A 25,751-nucleotide genomic window follows, 5' to 3' on the forward strand; every position below is an offset into this window, starting at 1 on the left:
AGAAGTCCGTGCCCATCGTGCAGAAGGTGCAGTCCCAGGGCCTCGGCGGCATCTGGGAGGAGATCAAGGAGAAGGTCGGCGACCTCAAGGCCAACCTCTTCTCCAAGATCAGCGAGTACCTGATCCCAACCATCCTGATGGCCGGCATCACCTGGGTCCTCAGCCTGCTCAACCCCGCGTCGGCCTTCATCCGCGCCGCCAAGATGATCATCGACTTCGTCACGTTCATCATCACCCAGGGCGCCCAGATCATCGAGTTCGTCAACTCCGTCCTCGACGCCATCATCGCCATCGCCGGTGGTGGCGCGGGCGGGGTGCCGGCGCTGATCGAGAAGGCCCTGGCGCGGTCGGTGCCCGTACTCATCGGCGTCCTCGCCGCGGTCATGGGCATCGGCGGCATCGCCAACAAGATCAAAAGCCTCTTCAAAGCCCTCAGCAAACCAATCAAGAAAGCAGTCGGCTGGATCGTCGACAAAATCGTCGCCCTCGCCAAAAAACTCTGGACCAAGCTCAAAGGCAAAGGGAGGGGCAAGGGCGGCAAGCAGGCTGCCGCTCCGGAGGGATCGCAGGTATACAAGGAAGAACTCAGTGCCGGCCTCAAGACGCTGGACGGCCTGACGGACAAGTACAAGGCGAGCGGCGCCACCGATCGCCAGATCAGCGCCGAGACCAGGAAGGTCAAGGCTGCGCACCCCATCTTCAAGGAATTGAGCGCCAGCAGGTCCGGCGACGTCTGGCAGTACCGCTACGTCGCCAGCCCACCCACCACGAGGACCGGTCCGCCCACTTCTGGGTCGTCGTTCTCACACGCGCCGGGTGGCTTGGCGGCGCACGAGGGGCACACGATATTGACCGCCGCGAAGCCAAAGACCATCCACCTGATCACCAAGCACGGCGAGAGTGTCACGGACGCGATGCTCAAGCAACGGTTGACAGACGCCCTCGATATGTTCAAGACCGTACGGAACGACAAGATCCAGAAGCAGCAGGACGTCATCAACGCGCTGACCCGAGATCTGACCGAGCAACAGACATTCGCGCCAAATCCGAAGCGGCTGGAGAAGATTCGTAAACTCACCGAGCGGATCGCCGCGGCGCAGGCGACTATCACCGAATACCGCAGCATCGACGAGACCAAGCGGGACCAGGTCTTCGCGGCGCTCGACAAATGGGCCAAGTCGCTGCCGCACATGGTCAGCAAGGAGGTCACGCACTTCACCAACAACAAGATGATGGAGAGCACCATTCAGGCTGCGCTCGCGGCCAAAAAGTCGGTCATCGACGCGGCATTCACCGCGCCTGACGGCAGCAGCAAACCCACGGGCTCGCAGACCGGTGTCAGCCACCCCGCGCCGGCCGGTCTGGGCCGCGGCTTCGAGCTCGATCCGGATAACCTGGTCGTACCGATCACCCGGCCGTTGACCACGCTCGTGCTGCGGCTGGTGATCTCCGACGACACCCAGCGGCACTTCATGATCGAGACGGCCTACTTCGAATGACCGACGAGCCCATCACCGCCACCCTGGAGCGGGTCCGCGCGTTCCTGGAGCGCTTCTACCACGCCGAAGCGTCCGACGACCGGGCCGCCTCGGCGGCCCTGCAGGCGTCACTTGGTGACGATCCCCAGGAACGATGGCGCAACGCGCAGGCCTTCGGGCGGGCGATCGATGCTGAGCTGCCGGCGGGCGAACTCCAGCAATTGGTATTCCGAGCCTCTGGCCGCAACGTCCTCACCGACGACGAAGCCCGTGAGTTCCTGGAGCGCGTCTACGACGACAACGCATTCGACGTGGCCATCGACTACGACGAGGACTAGCTTGATCTTTGACCTGGGGTCGGCCTGTAACGACCCCGGCTGATCATCGCCGCAGCCCTCGGACGCGGCGGATTGCAGTTCGGGCAAGATCAGGCGCCGAAGGACATCAACTTCGTGCGTGGGCGAACAGCGGCGACTTGCGCGGCTCGACCCTGAGGCGGCCCTCGCGATGCTCGTCGGGATGAACTTGCTCGGGCCCCTGGAGTCGTGGCTGCTCGGCGCCGGCGGGACGACCGGCGGGCCATCGCCTTCTTCACCGACCTCGCCCTGACGGCGCTCGGACGCGCCCGGATCAGGCGAGTGGGCCGAAACCGCAGTGGGCCTGGACGGCAACACCGCCGACATCGCCGTGCTCCCGCCGGTGGTGCTCGTGTCACCCCTCATGACCTCCACCGTCGACTACCGCACCTCCTGCCGGACCGGCGATCGCGGCAGGCGCAGCAACGCCGCGATGGCCTCGGCGGTGCCCGGATGGACCTGCACGAGGGCGGCTGCGGTGGAACCCGTCGCGCCGTCGCCGGAGCGCTGCCAGTCACCCTCGACGCCGAGCAGCGCGGCGACCGCGTCCACCGGCTCCCGGTGGTCGGCCAACAGGAGATGTACCTGCCCTGCGGGCCGGTCGGAGCGTACCGGCGCGGCAGTGGGGGTGGTGCCCGACCAGGGCGGCACCCAGGAGTCCAGCGCGGACAGCGTGCCCGGGAAGGTGCGCCCGGCCTCCCGCACCAGCAACGGCACCAACTCCGGCCCGTGCTCGCGCAGGGTGGTGACCAGGTTGGGCAGCCAGGGCAGCAGCACCGGGTCGGGGAGCCGGGCGAACGCGGTGGACATCGTCTCCACCACGAACGGCGCGAGCCCTGGCACCGGCTCCAGCGCGTGCACGAAACCGGAAAGATACTGCGGGAAGGCGGGCAGCAGCAGCGGGTTGGACAGCAGTTCCAGGCAGCGGGCCCGCAACTCGGCCAACGGCAGCATGCCGAGCTGGTGGTGGGCCGCCCAGAGCAGGGCGACCTTGGGTGGCGCCTGCGGATGGGACTGCGCCAACGCGAGTTCGAGTTGGGACCGGTCGCAACCCAGGGACAGCGCCAGGCTCTCCAGACTGAACAGGAAGCCGAGCATCGCCCCGACCTGCCGGACGCCGGTCTCCTCCGCGACGAACGCGGTCGGCAGCAGGGTGCAGTAGTGGGCGTACCCGGTGGTCACGAACGCCTCGCACCAGGCCGGCAGCCTCGGTGCGGTGGCCTGGTGGTGGGCGAGCAGCCGGCGGATGCGGCGCAACACCTCCGGGGCGTCGTCGACGGTGCGTTCGCCTGCGAGCAACTCGACCGCGCGGGTGCCCAACTCGTCGACCAGCCGGGGGCTGTTCAGCAGCCGGATGGCGTCCTCGACCGCCGCGAGGGCGCTGACGGCCGTCGCCTCAGGGCCGTGTGCCGCCCGACGCAGGCGCTGTTCCAGCACCTGTTCGACGGTCACCCCCTCGTAGCCGAGTTCGATCAGCGCGCGCTGGTGGCGGCCCAGCGCCAGATCCCAGCTCTCCTGGATCGACCGGTGGCCGAGCCGATGCTCACCCATGATCGGGCGGACCGCGCCCGGTGGCAGCAGGTGCCGCAGCATCCAGAGCAGATCCGAGCAGCCAGCCAGCTCCGGGCTGCCGTGCAGATCCAGCAGCGCCCGCTGCACGGTGCGTTTCTCCAGGTCCAGACCGAGCGGCTGGAGCCGGTGGAGCACGTCACGGGCCAGCGGTGGCAGGGCATCGTAGCCGACCTGGCCGATCCGGTCCCCGCCGAGCAGGATCTCGCAGAGCCGCCGCACGTCTCGGCGACCCGGTACGACATCCTTCTCGATGCAGGTCACCGCCGCGTCGGCGAAATCGTACGGGGTGGGGCGGGCCCGGTTGCGCAGCCCGGCCAACAGGATCGAGGTCTCGAACACCGCGATCGCGTCGGCGGTGCTGGCCAGGTATCCGTTGCGGCGGGCCAACCGGACGATGTCCACGCACCAACTGCGCAGCTCCGCCTCATCGAGCCCGTCGGGGGCCGGCGGCGCGGCGAGGAAACCGGAGAGCCGGTCGGTGGCTGCCTCAACCGGGGCGGCCTCCGGCGTGCCGCGCCCGCGTCGGCTGCGGCTCGTCGCGCCACGCTGACCGCCCAGCCGGTACGGCGTCACGCCTGAGGCGCTCACCGCCTTGTTCCAGTTGGCGGCGGCGATCGACACCGACCCGGCCGCGAGGCCGAACTGGGCCTCGATCGCGGAGTGGCTGGACGGGATCAGCCCGTACTGCCAGTTGGTCGCGGTGCGCGGGGTGATGTCGAAGTCGGGGGTGGGGGAGTCGAGGCCGAACTGTTCGACCCTGCTGGCGGCGTGGAAGGCGCCGCAGACGTAAAGGCAGTCGGCCGGATCCGCGCCGGTCGCCGCGAGGTGTTGCCGGATCCTGGTCCACATGTAGCGCTCGCGGTCCTCGTCGGTGTCGGCGCGTTCCGACCCGGGCGGACGCAGCCGCCGGAACAGGCTTCCGATCAGCACCATCACCTGGCGGTAGGTGTCGTAGTCGGCGCTGACGAGCGGTCGTTCGACGTAGCTGTCCCACCATTCCGACCAGTGCCGCACCTTGCCGTGGTGCAGCAGGTGTGCCTCCAGCTCGGCGAAGCGGGGCCGCAGGTCGCCGATCTCCACGCCGACCGCGTCGCCGTGCAGCGCGGCCTGTTCACCCGCGTCCTCGCCGGTCTGCTCGTTGGCGGGCTCGTCCGGAGGCGGCGTCTCGTCGCGCGGCGACCACTGGAAGACGTGGTCGGTGGAGCGGTCCACCAGCACCAGCTCCACGCCCGGCGTCTCCAGCGCGTACGCGATGGCCTGGTATTCCGCGGACGCCTCGGTGACCGGGGCGATCACGCTCAGCGGAGCCCACGCGGCGGGAAATCCGTCGAGTTCCGAGGCGAACGCCTGCACCGCCACCGGCAGCCGGCAGTTGCGCAGTTCCGCCAGGACCGGCTGGAAGTCCTCGCAGAGCTCCAGGTAGATCACCCGGGGCGGCTTCTGTCGCAGCCGGCGCACCATGGCCAGCGCGGAGGCCGGCGAGTGGTGGCACACCGGGAAGATCTCCAGCCGTTCGCCCAGCGCGCGGTCGACGTCGTCGACCAGGCCGGTGAGGATGTCGGCGAGGGCGTCGGGGCCGTCGGCGAACGCGGCGGCGGCGTCGGTGAGCTGCTCACGCAGCGCGCCGAACCCACCGACGCGGGTGGGGGCGGTCACGACAGGGCGGCGATCGCCTGGCGGCCACCGTCGAGGAAGCCGTTCCACTCGCCGCCGTCCTGCTTGGCCCGCGGCTCCACCACCGCGTGCAGGTACTTGTTGAGGATCGCCAGGTCCTCCGGGCTGCGCCGGGCCAGCGAGCCCACCAACGAACCGGCCAGCGTGGCGGCCCGCAGGGTGCGGTCGCCGAAGAACTGGCTGTGCAGGATGGCGTCCTCCAGCACACCGATCTGCTCGGCGGTGGACAGCGCCGACTCCAGCTTGTCGTCGTCGCTGGTGGCCGAGGCGGTGGCGGCCCGCAGGTCGGCGAAGCTCTGCAACAGGATGTCCAGCAGGGTGGGCGACACGTCCAGCTCGACGTGATGGCGGCGGAGCAACTCCTCGGTACGGAACCGGACGATCTCCGCCTCGCTGCGCTTGTTGGTGACCACCGGGATCCGGACGAAGTTGAACCGCCGCTTCAGCGCCGAGGACAGGTCATTGACGCCCCGGTCCCGGCTGTTCGCGGTGGCGATGATCGAAAACCCGGGCTTCGCGAAGACGATGTTGTCGTCGTTGAGCTCGGGGATGGAGACGTACTTCTCCGACAGAATGGAGATCAAGGCGTCCTGCACGTCGCTGGTGGAGCGGGTCAACTCCTCGAAGCGGCCGAGCAGGCCCTGCTCCATCGCCGTCATGATCGGCGAGGGGATCATCGACTCGCGGGACTGCCCCTTGGCGATGACCATGGAGACGTTCCACGAGTATTTGATGTGGTCCTCGGTGGTGCCGGCGGTGCCCTGTACGACGAGGGTGGAGTTGCGGCAGATCGCAGCGGCCAGCAGCTCGGCGAGCCAGCTCTTCCCGGTGCCCGGGTCGCCGATGAGCAGCAGACCCCGATCCGAGGCCAGCGTGACGATGCTGCGTTCGACGAAGCTGCGATCACCGAACCATTTCTGCGGGATGTCCCGGTCGAGGCCGTCAGCGCGCTCCGAACCCAGGACGAACAGCCGGACCATGCGCGGGCTCAGCCGCCACGAGTACGGCTTGGGGCCGGTGTCGACCGACTCCAGGTAGTCGAGTTCGTCGGCGTACTTGACCTCTGCGGGGGCACGCAGCATCTCGGACATGAGGGGTGTCTCTCCTAGGTGAGGAAGCTCTTGAGCTCGAAGACGAGTTTGCGGATGTGGCCGGAGATGACCGGAGTGCCCAGGTCCTTGAGGCGTTGCCGGAACCACGGGTTGACGCTCTGCTGGCCGGAGCTGCTGACCGAGCCGACCGGGATGAACCGCACCCCCGACCGGTGCACCGCCTCGATGCCGTCGAACAGCGGCTGGGACCGGTCGAACTCGTAGAAGTCCGAGATCCACACCAGCACGGTGTTCCTCGGCTCGGCGATCTTCGGTCGGGCCATCGCCATCGCCACCGGCCCGTCGTTGCCACCACCGAGGTTGGTGCGGAGCAGCACCTCGAACGGGTCATGCACCCACGGGGTCAGGTCCAGCGCCCGGGTGTCGTAGGCGATCAGGTGCACGTCGACCTTGGGCAGGCCGGCGAAGATCGACGCCAGGATGGTGCAGTTGACCATCGAGTCGACCATCGATCCGGACTGGTCCACCACCACGATCAGCCGCGACGGCGTTGTCTTGCGGGCCGTCTGTCGGTAGTAGAGCCGGTCGACGTAGAGCCGTTCGTCCTCCGGGCTCCAGTTGGTCAGGTTCTGCCAGATCGTGCGGTCCAGGTCGAGGTTGCGGAAGACCCGCTTCGGTGGCACGGACCGGTCGATCGCGCCGACCGCGGTCTGCTCCACCTGGGTACGCAGCACCTCGGCGACCTCGTCGACGAAGCGACGGATCAGGGACTTGGCGTTGGCCAGCGCCACCCCGGACAGGTTGGCCTTGTCCCGCAGCAGTTGCTCGATCAGCGACATGCTGGGGGTGAGCTGCCGGGCCAGGGTCGGATCCGCCAGCACCTCACGCAGGTGCATCCGATTGACCAGGTCACCCTCGATGCCGGCGAGGGTGGCGCCCAGCCCGGTGCCCTGCCGGCGCAACTCGCCGGGTGCGCAACCGAGCGCCTGCTCGAACCAGCCCGCGTCGGACTGCCAACGGGCCAACTGTCCGGCGCTGACCGAACCCGAGCCGGTGGCGAAGACGTTGAGCAGCAGCTTCGACACCAGCGCCGCTCGGCGTACCTCGGCCTCGCCGGGCCGGTGCGGTCCGGCGTCCTCGCCGGTGGCGGTGGCCTCGGTGTCGGAGAGCAGGCCGCGCAACTCGTCGGCGAGCTGTGGGAAACGCTGGATCACGGTGTCCACCGACACCGCCGGGTCCAACAGGATGGCGGGCAGCCCCAGATCATCGACCACGGCCATGCTCGCCGATTCCAGGGCGGGCTGCTCGTCCGGATCGAAGATTCGGCCCAGCAGTCGCCAGTAGAGCACCTGGCGGCGGTTGGCGGCGGCCAGGTCACCGGGGGTGAAGGAGTCGGTCATCGGCGCAGCAACCGTCCCGCCCGCTCGCGCAGCACCGCCACCGCGTCGCCCGCCTTGGCCTCGGCCTTCGCCACCTTCGGATCGGTGACACCTTCGGCCCAGTCACCGTTGTGCGCCTCGACGGGCTTGCGCTTGACGGTGGCACGCACCGCCAGCGGCTGCACCAGCCAACGACCGTCGTCCCAGCGAAGCAGACCGAGGCAGCACGACGCGGCGGCGACCAGCGCGGGCGTGAGCGGACCAGCCGCCGGCAGCCGGTCAACGGCGATCAAGATCTGCTGGTCGTCCCACTCGGCGGTGAGCCCGCCTTCGGTCTGCCGCACCGTGTAGCCCTCCAGCAGCACCGGCTCCGCGATCGCCGCCGGGTGTCGGTCCAGCGGCGCGGTGGCCGCCGCGATCGCCGGAGCGAGCAGCAACCGGGCGGTGGCGAACGGGTCGGCCTGCTCACCGACACGGGCCTGCCCGTCGAGCCAACGCAGGTCGCCGCCGTGCAACGGCAGGTCGGTAACCGTCAACACCCGCCGTTGCGCCAGCGCGGCCAGCAGGACCGGGTGCGCCTGCAGCAGTCGCCACACCGCCGGCCCGGTGATCGTCTCGACTTTCGCGGCCACCACCGTCGTACGGACCAGACGGGCGGGTTGGCCGTCGGATGGCTCGAGTACGCCGTGCACCTGCACCCCGATGGCCGTGCCGTGCTCGTGGATGTCCACGCCGAGCGGAAACAGGCGGCCGGAGATCGTCTCGACGTCGCCGGCGCCCGACCAGTCCTGAGCCAGCAGCACGGCCCGGGACCACAGATCGGCCCAGCGGCGGGCCGGCACCTGCGACATCATGGCCACCGGAAGGCTGGCCCGCAGTTCGGCGGCGAGACCGTCCAGCAGCACCGCCAGCCGGCGCAGCCCCGGCTCGGCCAGGGCCGCCTCGACCGGTGCCCCGACGGCCGAGAGCAGGTCGTGGTCGACACCGCGCCAACCGGCCACGGCCGTCTCGTGCAACCAGGCCCGAGCCGCGCCACGAGGCGCGGACGCCTCGACCGTTACGCCGATCGACGCCGCCCGCGGCGCCCGGTCGCGCCCGACGGCGGCGTCGAACTGGCCGAGCAGCGCGTCGTGGGCCGCGCCGAGCAGGGCCGACCGGGCACCGGCCAGGCTGGCGAGGTCCTCCTGGCTGAACGATCCAGCGGTCACCTTGCCCACCGCCTCGGTCACCCGGTCGTGCAGCGGGGTGCCGGCCATGGCACCGGCCAGGGCGGCGAGTGCGGCGGCAGCCTCGTCACCGACCCGCGCGAATCCACCGACCAGGGCGTCGTCGAAACCGGCGACCACCGTATCGGCGTCGACCAGCCCCACCGGGACGCTCTGCTGCAACTGCGCCAGTTGCGTGCTCAGCATCAGCGAACCGCCCCGGTGGCCGGGAACCAGTGCAACTCGGGCAGCGCGGTGGTGCTGTCCGGCAGTTCGAGGTAGGCCAGGTGGCGCAGGAACCGGCTGAACACCACCGCGGCCGGGGTCGGTTCGTGCCGGGTGTCCATCCGGGCCAGCAGGTCGGTCCCGCTGCCCACCCCGTCACCGGCATCGACCCGCAGATAGCGGGCGACCCGGTCCACGCCGTACTGGAGGACGGCCTCGTCGGCGAGAGCTTCCAGGTGCTTGCAGGGCGCGCCGCGTAGCCCACCGCAGGGCCGGTTGTTGTTGGTGCTGCAGTGGTAGGCGTGGGTGCCGGCGACCAATGACGAGACGTAGACCCGTTCGATGTCCGAGCCACTGGAGACCACACCCTGTAGCCGCCCGTCGGCCAGCTCGACGAAGGGCACCTTCGCCAACTTGCGCGCCCGGGCGGGCGGCACCACCGCCAGCACGCTACGCCGCCGCCAGGCGTTCCCGTCAGCGTCCGTCACCTGTGTCCTCCCCGCCCCGTCGCGGACTCGTCGGCCCGCCCGTGGTGAAGCCGCGCCGACCGGTGTCGGCGCCGCCATGACAGGAGGATCATGGCGGATGGCTACGACAGTTTTGACCCCGCTTCAGCGTCAGCGGCTCGTGCTTCTTGCCGCCCTCGCCGGAGGCCGGTCCAGCCGCTCAGCGCTGGCCCAGAAGAAGACCCGGGAGTTGATGGCCGCGAGATACGCGGTCAGCGAGGAGTTCGGATCAATCTTTTCCGCGACGAATTTCATCGGCTTCTGATCGCGGATCACGGCAGGCGGCAGGCCGGGAGCGCGTAGAACGGTGGACCGGCTAGCGAGGGGCGCTCAGAAGTCGGTCACGCTCGGCGACGTCGAGGTCGAACAGATTGTCAGTTGCTGCGTGGACAGAAGGCCGTGTCGTTGCACCGATGGCCACGCGGTCGCCGACATCGTGTGGAAGACCCGAGGATGACGCGCGATCAGTTCCTCGACGTCCATGACGGTCATCATGCCGGACGTCCGCGGCTACGGGCCACCAGGAATCCGATGTGCCCACCACCTGGTTGACGGGTAGCCAGCGGGCCCTGGCGCTCCTCAGCGCTACGCCTACGCCTGTCGAGACAACCGCCAAAGCCGACGCAAGCGGGGAAGTCTCTACAAGATCCGGGGAGGTTCACTTCGTGGGCCCCGCTTTCGATGCTAGGTTGCGCAGTTTTCGGGCGCGCGTGGGGCGGGCATCGATGATGTCGGGGCGGAGCAGGTGGCCGAAGCCGGCGCGGTCGAGACGTTGGACCAGTCCGTCCCGGTCGGTGCCGAGTGCTGTGGCGGTGGCGTCGAGGTCCCAGTCGGTGGCGGCGAGTTGGGACAGCAAGTGTCCCCGGCGGGTCTGGGCGGCCGAGAGCCGGAACGTTTTGAGGTAGGCCAGCTGGCCGGCCTCGTCGGTGATGGTTTCGCCGATGTGGTTTTCGGCTTCGGGGTTGAAGGCGGGCAGGAACCGGGCCAAGGGTGAAGCGACCCATCCGTTGTACCGGGGTGACGGTGAGTCGCCCGGCGGCGAGCAGCCCATCGGCCATGAGGGCATGGAAAGCTGTCCAGTCGGCGGCCACCTGGGCCAGCTGGGCGCGCAGGTCGGCGACGCTGGTGATGACGGTGTCGTCGAGGCGCGGGGTGAAGTCGGGTACGGCCGGATACAGATGGGTGTAATGGAACAGCAGTTCGCCGTAGAAGTCCTGCAACAGCGTGGGGTGCAGGGCGCGGTAGTCGTCCGGGTGCGGGACGACGAACGCGGCGGCGAGCGCGTCAGCGACGTAGAGCACCATGCCGCACTGGTCGGGGTGGATTTCGAAGACGCGCAGCGCGTCGTCGAGGCCAGCGATGGCGGCGCCGGTGTAGCTGGCCTCCACCCGGGGGGAAAGGCCGCGGGTGACGGCGTGACGGGTCCATTCCTGCCAGGCGATGGGCGGGCCACCGAACTGCAGCGCGAGGTAGCCCTCCATGGCCAGGTGCAGCGGCAGGAAACGCAGCCGCTGCCGGTCCTCCCGGCGAGTCATGCGGCGGCGCGACGCCAGCCGGATGCCGGCGGGAGCGCGAGTGTCGGCGGAGCCGCGTAACTGGGTGCCGAAGGCGGCGACCGGGGTGGTGTCGGTGGTCCAGGTGGCGACGAACGCATGCGGGATGTAGGAGAGGTACGCCGTGCGTGGCCCGGTGTGGACGATCGAGGGTTCGTCGGGGTCGTAGAGGCGGGCGTGCAGGCGCAGCTCGGTGATGGGGATCGGCCGCAGGAGCGGGACGAGGCGGATTGCGCCCCACGTCTGGGCGGGGCCGGCGGTCAGCCCGGTCAGGTCGATCCCGTCGGTGACGGCCGTCACGAGACTGCCTCCTCGGTGTTGAGGAACCGCTCGACCCGGTCGGCGAGGTGGCGGCGTAGCTCGTCGAAGCCGGCGCTGCCGGTGGCGAAGCGGGCCAGTTCGACGAGCGCGGCGGCGTCCTCGGCGTCGCGCACGCCTACGGTGGCCACGCTGGCGGCAAGGCGGCGCACGTCGAAGGTGTCGGCGTCGTAGACGGGGTTGAGGTGCACGACGCTCGTGGCCTGGTGGGGATCGAGGCGGGTGCGCCAGACCCGCAACACCTCGGCGGCCTGCCAGGGTGGGTCGTTGTCCCAGCCGTCGGAGACGATGACGAGCCGGTCGGGGCGGAGTGCGAGGGCGTCGACGATGCGCACGCCCAGCCCCGTGGCGCCGATGGGGTGGACCAGCAGCGGGTCGCCGCGGTGGTGCAGCCACAGTCCCGTGAAGTCGGCCGCGAGGGCCTCCAGCAGGTAGTACGTGGCCAGGGCGACGGCGAGCGGCCGGCGACGCTTCACCCCGGAGCCGGCGGCGGAGTAGCTGTCGTCGAGGACGGCCACCACCCGGCCCCAGGTGCCCGCCTGCCGGCGCGCGGCGCGGCGCGCGGCGGCCTGGAGCGCGCCGGTCAGCTCGTCGCGACGCCGGGCGCGTTCCGGGCGGGGCAGCGACAGCGCGTAGATCGCGAGGCGGGTCAGGGGTGCGGCGGCGAGGTCCATGGCGACGGCCTCGACCCTGTGCCGTGCGGCGCTCCCCTGCAGCCGCAGCCGTTCGCCGTCGGTGAGCTTGGGCGCAATGCCGGACAGGAAGCGGGCCCGGTCGATGCCGTGCTGGGCGGCCAGTCCCTCGGCGACGGTGTAGGGCAGCTCGTACAGGGCCTGCTGCTCGTAGTGGGCGCGTCGCCATGCCTCCAGGATCGGTGTCTCGTAGCGCTTCGGTCGGCGCCAGTCGAACAGCACCGTGCCGACCTCGCCGGGAAGCGGCAGGTGGGCGTGACGGGCGGCGACCGACAACGATCGGCGGTACTTGATCGCGTCGAACGCCGGGTCGGGCCGGGCCGCCACCCAGTCGCGCACGATGACGCGGGTACGCCGGTTGTTGATCCCCAACCGGCGCAGTTCGCGAAGCACGCCGTACACCCGATGCGGCGGCAGCGACCGCAGCCGCGCCGCGATCAGCCGCCCTTCCACCGCGCGCTGCTCGTCGCTCGCCTCCCGTGCGGTGCGCAGCAGGTTCGTCACGACCATGGCAGCGTTGAGATCGTTGACGTCCAGGGCCAGGGTCGCGGCGTACAGGTCGCGGTAGTTGCCCAGCACGTACTCATGGAGGAAACCCAACGACAGGCGCTGCGCGGCGGCTCCAGCACGGAACTCGCGCTGGGCCGTCGCGGCGATCGCGGCATTGACGAACATGACCGCGTCCTCGCACGCAACCCGATCCGCCCGCGGCATGACCGCGACCCAACCCTCCATACAGTGCCATGGGGCCGGCCGGGGAATAGGGGCACGAACTGCGAAGCATCGCTTCAGAGGCGGGTTCCGGAAGTCGCACCGAAGTCCCGCGGCCGGCCCGGCCACGATACCCGCCACGATCAACACGACGCGACGGGAAAACCGCCCCAGGTGGCCCGCTGTATCCGAGCCGGTGGTTGTTGCAGGCGGCCGGCGGCTGGTCTTCATGGCCGTGCCGTAGACACCGCCGGTGCGTGTCGTGTCGGGGGATTTCGAAATCCATATCACCGCTCACGCGTCGCAGGCCGGGCAGCTGTCGGCGTTCGCGGCCGAGCATGGCGTGAAATTCGTCCACATCGTGCTCGATCGTGGCACGTACGCCTCTCAACCGATCGCCAGTTCGGGCCGGTCCGCCACCTCGAGGCGGCCGGGGATCTGACGGTTCTCGGTCGCCGCGTAGAGGGCAAGTCCTCGGCCGGAGTCGAGGGCGCGGATCGCGCTGGCCGGGTCGTGGAACACCAGCGCACCTGACCGAGCAACTCATTGATGACCGACCACAGCGGGTGTGCCGGCCCGCCGGCCAGCCCTGCGCGGCTGAATGGACGACTGACGTGTGGCGGCCGGCGTTCAACCGGCTGCCACATGTCAGTCGAGCGGGGTTCCTGGTTCGGGTTGTATCAGGCGCGTCCCCGGTAGCTGCCGTTCCCTTCAGAGCGATCTGCGGGGGTACGGGCTACAACGCGTTGCGGTGGGCTTCGCCCACCAGTGCTGCGGCAATGCCCCCCAGCTCGTCGACAGTCTGTTGCAGTGCCGGGAGGATTTCGCGCATCCGGTCCTCGGTCAGGAGAATGCTCGGTCCGGCAATGCTCACCGCTCCGAGCGCCTCGCCGCTGTGCGTGTCCACCAGCGGCATGGCCATCGCTGAGATCCCTCTTTCGTTGCTCTCATGCACACGCGCCCATCCCTGCTCTCGCGCTTCGCGGATGCGGGCCGCCACGTCGGCGAGGCTGCGCGGCATTCCGGGCCCGACCGGATGCCGCCGCGGTGGCTCCTGCCGGGCGACGAGCCGTAGGGCCCGGTCCTCGGGAAGTGCGGACAACCAGGCCATCCCCGTCGCAGTCGAGTCGAGGGGAATCACATGGCCGTGATCCACATCAGCGTCGTATCGAAGTCCAGTCTTTGCGCCCTGCTCCTTGGCGACCCAGATCAACTGCTCCCTGTCGACCAGGCTCAGGCGGACGAGCTGGCCTGAGGTGAGGGCGAGGCGGGTCAAGACAGGTTCGGCGAGCCCGGTGATGGTAGAGGTCGCCAGGTGTCGCAACCCCAGGCCAACGACACGCAGCGTAAGCGTGTAGTTGCCCGATGGTTTGAGCTGGCGGACGAAGCCTTCGTCCGTGAGGGTCGTGAGGATCCGATGGGTGGCGCTCCTGGGAAGTCCTAATTGATCAGAGATGCGAGCTAGGGGCATGCCCTCGACCTCGCCGACAAGGCAGGAGAGCACCGCCAAGCCACGCGACAGCGTCCCAGCAGCAACCATTATCCACCGCTTTCTATTGGCACACTCGCCCGCGGCAGCCGCGGGGAAGTCGACGTGACCAATCTTTCACGTGCCTCTTGCGCTGTCGACAGTACTGGAATACCGTTCCACTCAGCAACGGCGTTCCAGCCGATCCGGGAGTCAGGGAGGCCGCATGGTGGCGAACGTGCACACCCACCTCACGGCCCTGAGTCAGGGCACCTTCCTCTCGGTGTCGGCCGCCGCGTTCGCCGAGGCCGCCGCGTTCGCCGGCGTCGGCGACCTGGACATCTGGCGACACGCCCCAGGCTTCGAGTCGGCGTCCGCCGTCGGCGTGGCCCGTCGTGCGGACCTCTCGGTTGACGCTGTGTCGCGGGCATCTCGCCGAGCCCGACCAGCGGGCGGCGGATGGCGCTGACCTGCAATCTCTCGACGACGCCATCGCACCCCCCGGCGCTAGCCGGCTGAGCTGCTGATTCAAACGAAAGGCCCACGATGTCAATGCAAACCGACTCCCCGACGACCGCCGGGGTTCCGAAGGCCGTCGCGGCGCCTGGGACCTCCGCGGCGACGACCTATCGGCCCCGCCGACTCCGTAAGCTCGCCTGGGACCTCATCCCGGTGGGGGTCTTCGCGGCCATCGTCGCGCTGTGGGCCGGCGCGGTGGAGGCGTTTGACATCCCCTCGTACCTGTTGCCCAGCCCGCAGGAAACGTTCGCCCGCATGGCCAACGATTTCCCGCTGTTGTGGGAGAACACCGGCGTCACGGTGTCCGAGATCGTGGCCGGTCTCGGTATCACCATCGTGACGGCCATCCCGCTCGGTCTGATGATCGCGCTCAGTCGCGTCGCCAGGCAGGTGGTGTACCCGCCGGTCGTCTTCATGCAGCTCGTTCCCAAGATCGCGATCGCCCCTCTCTTCGTGGTGTGGATCGGCTTCGGCATAGAGTCCAAGATCCTGCTCACCGTCCTGATGACCTTCTTTCCGCTCCTGGTGGCGAGCATCAGCGGCTTCAGGATTCTGGACGACCGGATGCTCTACCTGACCAAGTCGATGGGCGCGTCGCGCTGGCAGACCTTCCGCTATTTGCGATTCCCGTCCGCCCTGCCCGTGATCTTCTCAGGGCTGAAGACATCGGCGACGCTCGCCGCGACGGCAGCCCTCGTCGCCGAGTTCGTCGGAGCCAACACCGGGCTGGGCTACCTGCTGCTCCAGGGCACGAGCACCCTGGACACCACGCTGATCTTCGCCGTCCTCGTCGTGCTGACCATTATCGGAATCGCTCTCAACTACCTCGTCGAGTTGGTCGAGTGGCTGCTGACGCCCTGGCAGCGGGCGCGCAACAACTAACTGATCACCCCCTCCATCACGCACCACATCACTAAACGGGATCGACGACGATCCCGGAAAGGAAAGACATGCGCCACAACTCTCGGCGGTTCGCGCTGGTCGCGTCCGTGCTGGCCGCCTCCATGGCGCTCACCGCCTGCGGCGGCTCGAGCGACTCCTCGTCCGCCGGCACCGACGGCACCAAGCTCAAGCCCTTCACCTTCCAGCTCAACTTCACCGCGGGCGGATTCAACGCGGGCTTCGAGTACGCCGCAGTCCACGGCCTGTACAAGGAGGAAGGGCTGGACGTCGAGATCATTCCGGGTGCCGGCTCCGGCGTTACCGCCCAGATGGTCGCATCGGGTAAGGCTCAGATCGCATTCGCGGAGGCGCCCACCACGAGCGCCCTCGTCGCCAAGGGCGCTCCCATGAAGACCATCATGACGCTCTACCAGTCCAGCCCCAACCAGGTGACGACCCTGACGTCGAGTGGCATCAACTCGATTCAGGATCTGAAGGGCCGCAGTGTGGGCGTGCCGACCGGCGGTTCGCAGACGGCGATGATGCCCATCCTGCTGCAGAAGAACGGTCTGAAGCCCTCGGACATCAACCAGGTGGGCCTGCCCAAGGAGTCCTTGGTTCAGGCGCTGCTGCAGAAGCGGGTCGATGCCATCCTTGGCTCGACCGACTCGTACGGCGTACAGCTGGAGCAGCAGGGCGCGGAGACCAGGAACTGGACCTTTGCGGATTACGGGGTCCCGACGATCAGCACCAGCGTGTTCGCCAACTCGGAATACCTGAAGAGCAACGCCGACGACGTCAAGGCATTCATCCGAGCCAGCCTCAAGGGCTGGGCGGCTGTCGCCGCCGACCCGAAGGCTGGCGCCGCGGCGGTCAAGGAGTACTTCCCCAACTCGAACGAGCAGCAGAGCCTCGCTGAGCTGAACGCGGTTATTCCGCTGCTCTGCGCCGGCGGCGCCACGGTCGTCGGCAAGTCACCCGACGAGAGTTGGACCCGTACCCAGGACCTGCTCTCCTCGGTCGACCTCCTGCCCGCCGGTACGGACGCCACCACGTACTACTCGAACGACTTCCTTCCCGCCGAGTCGGAGATGCAGCAGTGCCAGGACGGCAAGCCGGTGCCGCTGACCGCAAAGTGAACCCGCAGCGAACACCTCACTGATTTGTCGAAAGGAGGGGCCAAATGTCACAGATCCCGCGGCAAGGGTTGATCTACGAGGACCTGTACGTCGGACTTGCGTTCCGGAGCCCCGGACGGACCATCACCGACGCCGACGTCGTCGGGTTCGGCGCACTGACCGGGGATTTCTCCGAAGTGCACACCAGCGACGTCTACGCGAAAGCCAGCCAGTTTGGTCGACGGATCGCGCACGGCATGCTGGGCCTGGCCTACTCACACGGCCTGATGTGGCCGCGCACCGGGATGCTGCGGGACACCGCTATCGCATTTCTCGGAATCAAGGAATGGAGGTTCAAGGCTCCGATTTTCATCGGCGACACGATCTTTGTCGAGTATTCGGTTGCCGAGATGCGCGACAGTGCGTCCAAGCCAACCCAGGCGATCGTGACCTTCGACGTACGCGTCGTCGACCAGGACGGCCGCGTCTGTCAGGAGGGGCAGAAGGTGGAGCTTCTGTCCAAGGTTCCCCTTGGCGGGGTCGAAGCGAGCGGGAAGGCACAGTCATGACCGCACGCACCACCACGGCAGCCACTCGGACGGGGGCCCCGATCTCCATCGAGTCCGTCAGCAAAACCTTCGGACTTGACAGCCCGAACCCGTTCGAGGCGCTGAAGCCGGTCGACATGAACATCAAGCCCGGCGAGTTCATCTCCATCGTCGGCCCCTCCGGATGCGGCAAGAGCACCCTCATGCTCATGGTCGCCGGACTGCTTGACCGCACGACCGGCGACATCCGCGTCGGGGGTGAAGTGGTGAAGCGGCCCATCACGGACGTGGGTATCGCGTTCCAGGATCACCTCCTCCTCGAGTTCCGGACCGCTATCGACAACGTCATGCTCCAGGCGACGATCCGCGGCCTACCCGAGCGGGAGATCCGCAGTCGCGCGGAGCAGTTGTTCGAGCGACTGCGGCTGACCAAGGCGATGAAGAAGTACCCCCGTCAGCTTTCCGGCGGGATGCGTCAGCGGGTGTCGCTGATCCGGACCCTCGTGCACAACCCTTCGGTTCTCATGCTCGATGAGCCCTTCGGTGCGCTCGACGCGCTGACCCGTTTGCAGGTTCGTACCGACCTCGAAGCGCTGTGGATGGAGCGGCGCCCCACGGTCCTGTTCATCACCCACAGCGTGGAGGAGGCCGTCGGGCTCTCCGACCGGATCTTCGTCATGAGCCCCAGCCCGGGAGAGATCGTCGATGAGATCGTCGTCGACCTGCCCCGTCCGCGGCCGATCGCGCTCGGGGAGTCTCCCGAGTTCGGCAAGTACGCTGACCGGATCTACCAGCACTTCGAGCGGCTGGGCGTGCTCCACGGCATCGAACTGCCGAAGGCGCAGTCATGACGGTCGGCAGCGCATTCCGGTTCGTGGATCGCCGCGCGCTGGTGACCGGAGCCGGCCAGGGGATCGGACGGGCCATCGCCGAGCGGCTCGCCGCGGAGGGCGCACATGTCGTCGTTGCTGATGTCAACGAGGACCTGGCGCGCGAAGCGGCGACCGCTCTGCGGGCTGTCGGCGGCTCCGCGGAGTCCGCGACGGTCGACGTCTCGGACGCGGCCTCGCTGGCCTCGCTCGGCGACCTGCTGGGTCAGGTCGATGTCGTCGTCGCCAACGCCGGTATCCAGACCTTCGGACCGCTACTGGAGTTGAGCGTCGAGGATTGGGACCGCGTGCTGGCGGTGAATGCCCGGGGTACGTTCCTGACCCTCCAACTCGCGGCGCGGCTCCTGCCGGACGGCGGCAGCGCCGTGACGGTGGCCTCGATCCAGGCAATGTTGCCGAACGTGATGTCGGCGAACTATGCGGCGTCGAAGGCAGCGGTCGTCAGTACGACCAAGACGTTCGCCGCTGAGCTGGCGCCACGGGGAATCCGGGTCAACGCGGTTGCCCCGGGCCGCATCGACACGCCGCTGGCCCAGCGGGCGAACGTCGAACTCGGCCGCATGGTCGACAAGGATCCGGCGCAGATGCTGGCCAACCGCGTTGCCACCATCCCGCTCGGCCGCACCGGCCGGGCCCAGGAGGTGGCGGCCGCGGCGGCGTTCCTCGCCTCCGACGACGCCTCCTACATCACGGGGGAGACGCTGAATGTCTGCGGCGGGGACGTGATGCTCTGATGGGCGCCACCGCACCCGCGACGGTCCGGCTCGACCGCTCCGGCCCCGTGTGGCTGGTGCAACTCGACAACCCGGCGTTCGATCTGCCGCTCAACGCGGGCCTGGTGAGTCGGTCATGACGCTCACCCTCAAGCCCGCTCCAGGGGACGGCTCTCGGCGCCCCGGGCTGGTGCTGACGCCCGAGGATGCGGTGGCGCTGGTCTCTCCGGGCGACACCCTCGCCGTGGGCGGCAGCGGTTCTCTCCTGCAGGTGCCCGAGACGCTGCTCGCTGCACTCGAGCAGCGCTGGGGCAAGGAGCAGGCGCCCAACGACCTGACCGTCGTGCACGTCATGGGGCTCGGCGACCACCAGGGCCGCGGAATCGACCACATCGCCATTCCTGGCTTGGTGCGCAGGTTCGTCGGTTCGCACTTTGTCCTCTCGCCCCGCCAGCAACGGGCGATCGCCGACAACCAGGTCGAGGCGATCGGGTTGCCGGCCGGCACCATCTCGCTGCTGTACCGGGAGATCGCCGGCGGACGACCGGGGCTTTTCACGGATATCGGCCTGGGAACGTTTGTCGACCCCCGTCAGGAGTGGGGGCGGATGAACGACCGTACTCGTGAAGGTCTCAGTGAGCTGATCACCCTCGCGGGCCGCGAGTGGCTCTTCTACCCCCGTTTCAACGTTCACTTCGGGCTGCTGCGCGCCTCGGTGGCCGATGCCCACGGCAACCTGGCAATGGACGACGAGGCCGCCTTCAGCGACAACCTCGCCATCGCTCAGGCTGTCCACAACAGCGGCGGCACGGTGGTCGCCGAGGTGAAGCGGATCGTCCCCGCCGGGGAGCTTCCCGCCGGGCGGATCAAGGTACCCGGAGCACTCGTGGATCACGTCGTGATCACCGACTGGCCGAATCAGACCCCCATCACCCGCAGCGACCCCCGGCGAACTGGAGTGCAGCCGAACCGGCCCACGGCCATCACCCCGCTGCCCTTCGACCACCGGAAGGTGGTGGCGCGTCGAGCCGCGCAGGAGATCCACGAAGACGATCTCGCCAATCTCGGTGTCGGGATGGCGAACGGCATCTCATACGTGGCACTCGAGGAGGGCTTCCTCGACCGATTCACCCTCAGCATCGAGCAGGGTGTGTTCGGCGGCCTGCCCGGCGTGGGCCTGGACTCGGGAACTGCCATCAACCCGACGGCGATCGTGGACATGTCGAGCCAGTTCGACCTGTACGACGGCGGCGCCCTGGACTTCGCGGGCCTGGCGTTCGCCGAGTTCGATGCCGAAGGCAACGTCAACGTGGCGGGCGTGGACGGAACGCCGATTGGCCCCGGTGGTTTCATCGACATCAGTCAGAAGGCCAAGACCGTCGTGTTCTGCGGCACCTTCCGCGGTGGTGACCTTGACGTGCGGGTCGGGGAGGGCCGCCTCGAGATCGTACGAGACGGCCGCTACGGCAAGCTGGTCGATCGAGTCCAGCGCATCGCCTTCGACGGGAGACGAGCGCGTCGCGCGGGACAACGGGTTCTCTACGTCACCGAGCGGGCGGTGTTCCGGCTCGGCGCTGACGGCGTCGAACTGATCGAGATCGCGCCCGGAGTCGACCTGCAGCGCGACGTCCTTGCACGCATGGGCTTCACCCCCATCATCCGCGAGCCACTTCGGGAAATGGACGGGCGACTGTTCCATCCGGAGCCGGCGGGGCTGCGTTGCCTGCCTCCGCGCCGCCTCGGATGACCCGCTGTCCTTCCCCGGCCTCAGACACAGAAAGGTTGATCTCATCGTGACCGACGCGTTCGAGGGAATTCGCATCCTCGACTTCACCCAGCTCGAACAGGGCCCGTCCGCGACCCAGATGCTCGCCGACTTCGGAGCCGACGTCATCAAGGTCGAGCGCATCGACGTGGGTGAGATCGGGCGCAATCAGGCCCCGTTCCTGGGCGATGGATACAGCCCGCACTGGTCCGCGACGAACCGGAACAAGCGGAGCATCAGCGTCGACGTGAAGTCGGCCGAGGGCCGCAAGCTCATCCTGGACCTGGCCAAGAACGCCGACATCGTGGCGAGCAACTTCCGGCCGGGTGTCATGGACCGCCTCGGGCTGGGCTACGACGCCTTGTCAGCTGTCAATCCACGCATCATCGTCGCGTACGCCTCGGGGTACGGCCTCAGTGGGCCGTACACCCACCGGCGTGGACAGGACCTGGCGGCGCAGGCCATCAGTGGGCTGATGGCCTTGTCCGGCACCGAGGAAACCGGCCCGATGCCGACCGGCACATTCATCATCGACTACGTCGCCTCCATGCAGTTCGCCCTGGGCATGATGGCCGCGCTGGCGGCCAGGCAACGCACGGGCCGCGGGCAGGTCGTGGACTCGAACCTGATGAACGCCGCGATCACGACGCATCTGCAAGAGGGCACCACGTTCCTGAGCACCGGCCAGCGTTACCCCCGCCCGCTGGCCAACATCGCCCACGCACACAACACGGCGCTCTACGGCTACTACAAGGCCGCCGACAATCTGTGGTTCACGCTCATCGGTGAGTACTACGTCGACGAGCAGTGGCGCAGGGCCGCACGCGCCTGCGGCCTGACCCCGGAGCAGATCGACGACCCTCGCTTCCAGAGCATCGAGGGGCTGACCGAACACGTCCGCGAGACCCGCGACCTGCTGGCGGACGCGATCGCGCGCTTCCCACGCGACGAGATCATGGCTCGGTTCGAGGCGGAGGACATTCTCGTAGCGCCCGTCCACGACTATGACGCCGTCTTCGACGACCCGCAGGTCCGGCACAACAACCTCGTACTCGAGGCGGAGGTCGACGGAATCGGACCGGTACGTTTCGTCGGCATGCCGGTCTCGCTCTCCGAGACCCCGGCCCGCCTGCGCATGGTGCCCCCCAAGGTGGGCCAGCACAACGACGAGGTCCTCCGTGCGGCCGGGCTCAGCCCCGACGAGATCGCCAACCTGAAGTCAGTCGGAGTCATCGGCTCTGAGTCGGATCGCGAGGCGGCGGGCGGGCGGCCAGCCTGGTCCTGACTGCCGACCCCCTACCAACGCTTCGATCGAGGAGAAATTCGTGGACAAGCTCACGACCGCCAAGCTCACCATCCCCACCGCTGACGGCGGAACCACAGTGCATGTCATGCACGAACCGGTCGACTACCCGCGCCATCAGGGGCCCTTCAGGTCCCGAACCGTGCTCGCCGCGGCACACGTCGTCGTGGACGCCCGTGCTGACTACACCCCAGGGGAGCAGCCTCCCATCGACTGGGAGGCCACGATTGCGTTTCGCAAGCACCTGTTCAGCTACGGAGTGGGCATCGCCGAAGCCATGGACACCTCCGAGCGTGGTCCCGGCGGCCTCCAGTGGGGACAGGCCAAGGAGTTGATCCGGCTGGGCGTGGCCGCCGCGCGGGAAGAAGGCGCCGCGGTCGTGGCCGGCGCTGGCACCGACCAGATCACGTCCCGCGACCCCAGTCTGGGCGAGGTCGTCGACGCGTATCTCGAGCAACTCGACTGGGTCCAGGCCCAAGGGAGCGCTGCGGTGATCCGCGCCAGCCACGCCCTTGTCGCTGCCGCCCGCAACGAGGATGACTACCTCAAGGTCTACGGCCAGGTCCTCGCCCAGGTGGACAAGCCCGCCATCGTGCACTGGCTCGGAACCGGATTCGATCCCTCGCTCGCCGGATACTGGGGGCACGCCGACCCCAGGGAGGCGATGAATGTCGTCGTCCGCATGGCTGAGGAGAACTCGGCGCGCCTCGACGGGATCAAGTTCAGCTTGCTGGACGAGGAGCTCGAAAGGGAGTTCCGCCGGCGCCTGCCGGAAGGCGTGAAGGTCTACACCGGCGACGACTACGGGTACACCAACCTCCTGCTGGGCGACGGTGAGCACCACAGCCACGGACTGCTCGGTGTGCTCGACCCCATCGCCCCGGTCGCGTCCCTTGGTTTCTCCGCGCTCGACAAGGGCGACGAGGCGGGCTTCGTCGAGGCCATGAACTCCTCGATCCCCCTCGCGGTCAAGATGTTCGAGGCACCGGCCGACCGCTACAAGGTCGGTACCGTGTTCATCGCCTGGCTGTCCGGGCACCAGAACCACTTCCGGATGGTCACCGGTCGGGAAGGTTTCCGCTCGCTGCAGCACCTCACTGATCTCTTCGTTCTCGCTGACGAGATCGGCCTGTTTCCCGATCCCGCACTGGCGGCGCACCGTATGCGGCTGCTTCTGGCTGCGAGTGGCGTCGAATGACGGCGTCCCGCGATCAGCTCATCTCTCCACGCGACGCGAACTGGGCCGAGGCGCTGCCCCAGGCTCGCGGCGTCACCGTAGCCGAGATCCGCGCCCGTCTCAGCGGGGCACGCCGGCTCGTCGTGCTCGATGACGACCCGACCGGCACGCAGACCGTCCGGGACGTCCCCGTGCTCACGCGCTGGGACGTCGAGGATGTGCGGTGGGCGCTGCGCCAGGGAACACCCGGCTTCTACGTGCTCACCAACACCCGAAGCCTCTCCCCGGCAGCGGCGGCCGAACGCAACCGGGACGTGGCCCGGGCGTGCCTGGAGGCGGCTCGACTCGAAGACGTGCAGCTCACGTTCGCGAGCCGGGGCGACTCCACGTTGCGAGGACATTTTCCCCTCGAAACGGATGTGCTGGCCGAGGTCCTCGCGGAACACGGCCAACCCACGCACGCGGTGCTCCTCGCGCCGGCGTACATCGATGCCGGACGCGTCACCGTGGGTGGAGTCCACTGGGCGGCAGGGCCGGCCGGTCTCGCGCCCATCGCCGACGGCGAGTACGCGCGCGACGCGACGTTCGGCTACCACTCATCACGCCTCGCAGAGTGGGTCGAAGAGAAGAGCGGTGGCCGTCTCCGTGCTGACCAGGTGGCCGAGGTCCACCTCACGGACATCCGGGCCGCTGGCGGCGGGGCGTTGCGCGCCGTCCTGTCCGCAGCGCAGGACGGCCAGGTCGTGGCGATCGACGCGGCCACCGACGACGATCTGCGCTCGGCGGTGTTGGACATCATCGCCGCCGAACGTGCCGGAGTCGGCATCGTCCAACGGGTCGGGCCGTCGTTCGTACGCGCACGACTCGGGCAGGAGGACGGCTCACGCATCGACGACGAGCGCCTCGCCCAACTGGTTGATCCCGACGCACACGGCCTGGTCGTCGTCGGTTCGCACGTGGGTCTGACCACGCGGCAGCTCGACGTGTTGCGACAGCGTCGTTCCCCTACCGAACTCGAACTCGACGTCGCAAAGGTGATGGATCCGGCGGACCGGGCCTCGCACGTCGAGCAGTTGGTGCGGCAGGCGGTAACAGCATTGGCGGACAACCTGGTGGTGCTGCGCACATCACGTCAACTCGTCACCGGGATCGATGCCAACGGGAGCCTCGATATCGCTCGGACGGTGAGTTCGGCGCTGGTGGACGCGACCGCCCGGATCGTCGGACAACGCCGTCCGTCCTTTGTCCTCGCCAAGGGGGGCATCACGTCGTCCGACGTGGCAACCGAGGCTCTTCGCATGGACCGGGCCTGGATCAGGGGACCGATTCTCGACGGCATCGTGTCGTTGTGGGAGGCGGCCAGCGGCTTTGCCGCCGACCTGCCCTACGTGGTGTTCGCCGGCAACGTCGGCGATGACACCTCGCTGGCTGATGTCGTCGAGCGGCTGGAAGAGGCATCTGGTAGATCGGAGAAACCGGCATGAGAGTGATGATCACGGGGGGAGCCGGATTCCTCGGCACCCTGTTGGCGCGCCGTCTCCTCGCTGGGGAGGTCGGCGTCGGCGGCGCCGCACCGCGTCGAGTCAAGGAGCTTGTGCTAGTCGATCTGGTAGCACCCCAACCGGATCTCCTCGCAGACCCACGAGTGACGCCAATGACCGGTGCGATGGAGGCGCAATTGCCCACCGTGGGCACAGCCGACCTCGTGTTCCACCTCGCAGGGGTCGTCAGTGGTGCCGCCGAGGCCGACTTCGACCTCGGCATGGCCACGAACGTGGACGGCACCCGCGCCCTCTTCGAATGGGCTCGCCGGCTTCCTGCGCCTCCGGTACTGGTCTTCTCAAGCTCGCTGGCGGTTTTCGGCACCAACTCCGCTGGCGAGGCAGTCGAGACCGTGCGGGACGACACCCTGCCGACGCCGCAATCCAGCTACGGGGCACAGAAGTTCATCGGCGAGCAACTTCTCGCCGACTACACCCGCAAGGGTTTCGTCCGCGGACGGAGTGTCCGCTTGATGACCGTTTCCGTGCGGCCGGGCAAGCCGAACGCGGCAGCATCGAGCTTCCTTTCCGGGATCATTCGAGAGCCGATCGCGGGGCAGCGCGCCAACTGTCCGGTGCCCCCCGACACCGCCATCGCCCTTTCCTCGCCGAGCCGCACGATCGACGGACTGATCCGAGCCGCTGAGGTCGACGACGTGACCTGGGGTAGCCGTACCGCGCTGAACCTCCCCGCGCTCACGACCACGCCCGGCGACATGGTGGAAGCGTTGGAACGCGTGGCCGGTGCCGGCACGAGCGGCCTGATCGACTGGACCGAGGACCCCGCGGTCTTCGCCATCGTCGGCAGATGGCCCGCGCGTTTCATCACGAAACGCGCGGAATCGCTAGGCCTGCTGCCCCCGCCCGACTTCGACGCGCTCATCCGCGAGTACCTCTCGACCATCGCTGGCAGTAGCGCTGACCCGGCGCGGATCGGTGAGCCTGACGCCTGAAGCTGACCGGCCCCAGGCCCCGGCATCCCGCAAGTACCGCCAGGCGGCCGGTGAGATTCTGTTCGCACACGGGGTGCAGGGGCGAACGGTGACCATGACCGCGGCGCGGCTGGCCTCAGGGCCGAGCGATGCGGAAGGAGACCTGGCCAGCCT

At 68.5% G+C, this 25,751-nt stretch carries 22 protein-coding genes and 2 pseudogenes; 13 read left to right on the forward strand and 11 right to left on the reverse strand.

Annotated elements, in window-relative coordinates; all coding sequences use genetic code 11:
• A partial coding sequence (locus IEY61_RS21240; RefSeq protein ID WP_229706271.1) for a hypothetical protein occupies window positions 1–1,499 on the forward strand: 1,499 nt, incomplete at its 5' end.
• The gene (locus IEY61_RS21245; RefSeq protein WP_189047051.1) at window positions 1,496–1,816 is read left to right on the forward strand and encodes a hypothetical protein; all 321 of its coding nucleotides are present in this window, start codon (window positions 1,496–1,498) and stop codon (window positions 1,814–1,816) included. The genes IEY61_RS21240 and IEY61_RS21245, both read left to right, overlap by 4 nt.
• Before the next feature lie 399 nt (window positions 1,817–2,215).
• On the opposite strand, the gene IEY61_RS21250 is transcribed toward IEY61_RS21245, so the two are convergent.
• From IEY61_RS21250 to IEY61_RS21295, 11 genes and pseudogenes are all read right to left on the reverse strand, one after another.
• Complete coding sequence (locus IEY61_RS21250) at window positions 2,216–5,062, reverse strand: DUF5682 family protein (protein WP_189047053.1); 2,847 nt, start codon at window positions 5,060–5,062, stop codon at window positions 2,216–2,218.
• On the reverse strand, window positions 5,059–6,171 hold the full coding sequence (locus tag IEY61_RS21255; RefSeq protein WP_189047055.1) for an ATP-binding protein: 1,113 nt from the start codon (window positions 6,169–6,171) through the stop codon (window positions 5,059–5,061). The genes IEY61_RS21250 and IEY61_RS21255 overlap by 4 nt, the downstream gene beginning before the upstream one ends.
• 14 nt (window positions 6,172–6,185) lie before the next feature.
• Complete coding sequence (locus IEY61_RS21260; RefSeq protein WP_189047057.1) at window positions 6,186–7,532, reverse strand: VWA domain-containing protein; 1,347 nt, start codon at window positions 7,530–7,532, stop codon at window positions 6,186–6,188.
• Window positions 7,529–8,923 carry a hypothetical protein gene (locus tag IEY61_RS21265; protein WP_189047059.1) on the reverse strand — a complete coding sequence of 465 codons (1,395 nt, stop codon included), beginning with the start codon at window positions 8,921–8,923 and terminating at the stop codon, window positions 7,529–7,531. Before IEY61_RS21265 ends, IEY61_RS21260 begins: the two co-directional genes overlap by 4 nt.
• Entirely contained in the window at window positions 8,923–9,390 is a 468-nt protein-coding gene (locus tag IEY61_RS21270) for a hypothetical protein (protein WP_189047207.1), read from the reverse strand. Before IEY61_RS21270 ends, IEY61_RS21265 begins: the two co-directional genes overlap by 1 nt.
• A gap of 168 nt (window positions 9,391–9,558) precedes the next feature.
• Window positions 9,559–9,942, reverse strand: a pseudogene (locus tag IEY61_RS32195) (DUF7002 family protein).
• Between the two features lie 163 nt (window positions 9,943–10,105).
• Window positions 10,106–10,435 (reverse strand): hypothetical protein, encoded by a 330-nt coding sequence (locus IEY61_RS31365; protein ID WP_229706273.1) that lies wholly within the window; start codon window positions 10,433–10,435, stop codon window positions 10,106–10,108.
• A 70-nt stretch (window positions 10,436–10,505) separates the two neighbouring features.
• Window positions 10,506–11,300: pseudogene (locus IEY61_RS32200) on the reverse strand (ARPP-2 domain-containing protein); the annotation flags it as partial.
• A complete protein-coding gene (locus tag IEY61_RS21290; protein ID WP_229706277.1) occupies window positions 11,297–12,685 on the reverse strand; it encodes a hypothetical protein in 1,389 nt (462 codons plus the stop codon). The pseudogene IEY61_RS32200 and the gene IEY61_RS21290, both read right to left, overlap by 4 nt.
• A 423-nt stretch (window positions 12,686–13,108) precedes the next feature.
• Window positions 13,109–13,243, reverse strand: coding sequence for a hypothetical protein (locus tag IEY61_RS31850; RefSeq protein WP_268240674.1), 135 nt, complete (start codon window positions 13,241–13,243; stop codon window positions 13,109–13,111).
• 214 nt (window positions 13,244–13,457) lie between these two features.
• Window positions 13,458–14,261 (reverse strand): IclR family transcriptional regulator, encoded by an 804-nt coding sequence (locus tag IEY61_RS21295; protein ID WP_229706281.1) that lies wholly within the window; start codon window positions 14,259–14,261, stop codon window positions 13,458–13,460.
• A 154-nt stretch (window positions 14,262–14,415) separates the two neighbouring features.
• On the opposite strand from IEY61_RS21295, the gene IEY61_RS21300 reads away from it, so the two are divergent.
• The 11 genes from IEY61_RS21300 to denD all read left to right on the forward strand — a co-directional run bounded on the left by IEY61_RS21300 (window position 14,416) and on the right by denD (window position 25,598).
• The gene (locus tag IEY61_RS21300; RefSeq protein WP_189047069.1) at window positions 14,416–14,658 is read left to right on the forward strand and encodes a hypothetical protein; all 243 of its coding nucleotides are present in this window, start codon (window positions 14,416–14,418) and stop codon (window positions 14,656–14,658) included.
• Between the two features lie 77 nt (window positions 14,659–14,735).
• On the forward strand, window positions 14,736–15,590 hold the full coding sequence (locus tag IEY61_RS21305; protein ID WP_189047071.1) for an ABC transporter permease: 855 nt from the start codon (window positions 14,736–14,738) through the stop codon (window positions 15,588–15,590).
• Between the two features lie 68 nt (window positions 15,591–15,658).
• Window positions 15,659–16,729, forward strand: a complete 1,071-nt coding sequence (locus tag IEY61_RS21310; RefSeq protein WP_189047073.1) for an ABC transporter substrate-binding protein — start codon at window positions 15,659–15,661, stop codon at window positions 16,727–16,729.
• 44 nt (window positions 16,730–16,773) lie between these two features.
• Window positions 16,774–17,277, forward strand: a complete 504-nt coding sequence (locus IEY61_RS21315) for a MaoC/PaaZ C-terminal domain-containing protein (RefSeq protein ID WP_189047075.1) — start codon at window positions 16,774–16,776, stop codon at window positions 17,275–17,277.
• Window positions 17,274–18,107, forward strand: coding sequence for an ABC transporter ATP-binding protein (locus IEY61_RS21320; RefSeq protein ID WP_189047077.1), 834 nt, complete (start codon window positions 17,274–17,276; stop codon window positions 18,105–18,107). The genes IEY61_RS21315 and IEY61_RS21320 overlap by 4 nt, the downstream gene beginning before the upstream one ends.
• Complete coding sequence (locus tag IEY61_RS21325; RefSeq protein WP_229706283.1) at window positions 18,104–18,880, forward strand: SDR family NAD(P)-dependent oxidoreductase; 777 nt, start codon at window positions 18,104–18,106, stop codon at window positions 18,878–18,880. The genes IEY61_RS21320 and IEY61_RS21325 overlap by 4 nt, the downstream gene beginning before the upstream one ends.
• A gap of 115 nt (window positions 18,881–18,995) precedes the next feature.
• Complete coding sequence (locus IEY61_RS21330) at window positions 18,996–20,606, forward strand: acyl CoA:acetate/3-ketoacid CoA transferase (protein ID WP_189047079.1); 1,611 nt, start codon at window positions 18,996–18,998, stop codon at window positions 20,604–20,606.
• A 46-nt stretch (window positions 20,607–20,652) separates the two neighbouring features.
• The gene (locus IEY61_RS21335; protein ID WP_189047081.1) at window positions 20,653–21,909 is read left to right on the forward strand and encodes a CaiB/BaiF CoA transferase family protein; all 1,257 of its coding nucleotides are present in this window, start codon (window positions 20,653–20,655) and stop codon (window positions 21,907–21,909) included.
• A gap of 40 nt (window positions 21,910–21,949) precedes the next feature.
• Entirely contained in the window at window positions 21,950–23,125 is a 1,176-nt protein-coding gene (locus IEY61_RS21340) for a DUF993 family protein (RefSeq protein ID WP_229706291.1), read from the forward strand.
• Window positions 23,122–24,588, forward strand: coding sequence for a four-carbon acid sugar kinase family protein (locus IEY61_RS21345; protein ID WP_189047083.1), 1,467 nt, complete (start codon window positions 23,122–23,124; stop codon window positions 24,586–24,588). Before IEY61_RS21340 ends, IEY61_RS21345 begins: the two co-directional genes overlap by 4 nt.
• Before the next feature lie 5 nt (window positions 24,589–24,593).
• Window positions 24,594–25,598 (forward strand): D-erythronate dehydrogenase, encoded by a 1,005-nt coding sequence (gene denD / locus IEY61_RS21350; protein WP_229706310.1) that lies wholly within the window; start codon window positions 24,594–24,596, stop codon window positions 25,596–25,598.
• Window positions 25,599–25,751: the final 153 nt, after the last annotated feature.

Source organism: Micromonospora sonchi (assembly GCF_014646235.1).
Lineage (GTDB): Bacteria > Actinomycetota > Actinomycetes > Mycobacteriales > Micromonosporaceae > Micromonospora > Micromonospora sonchi.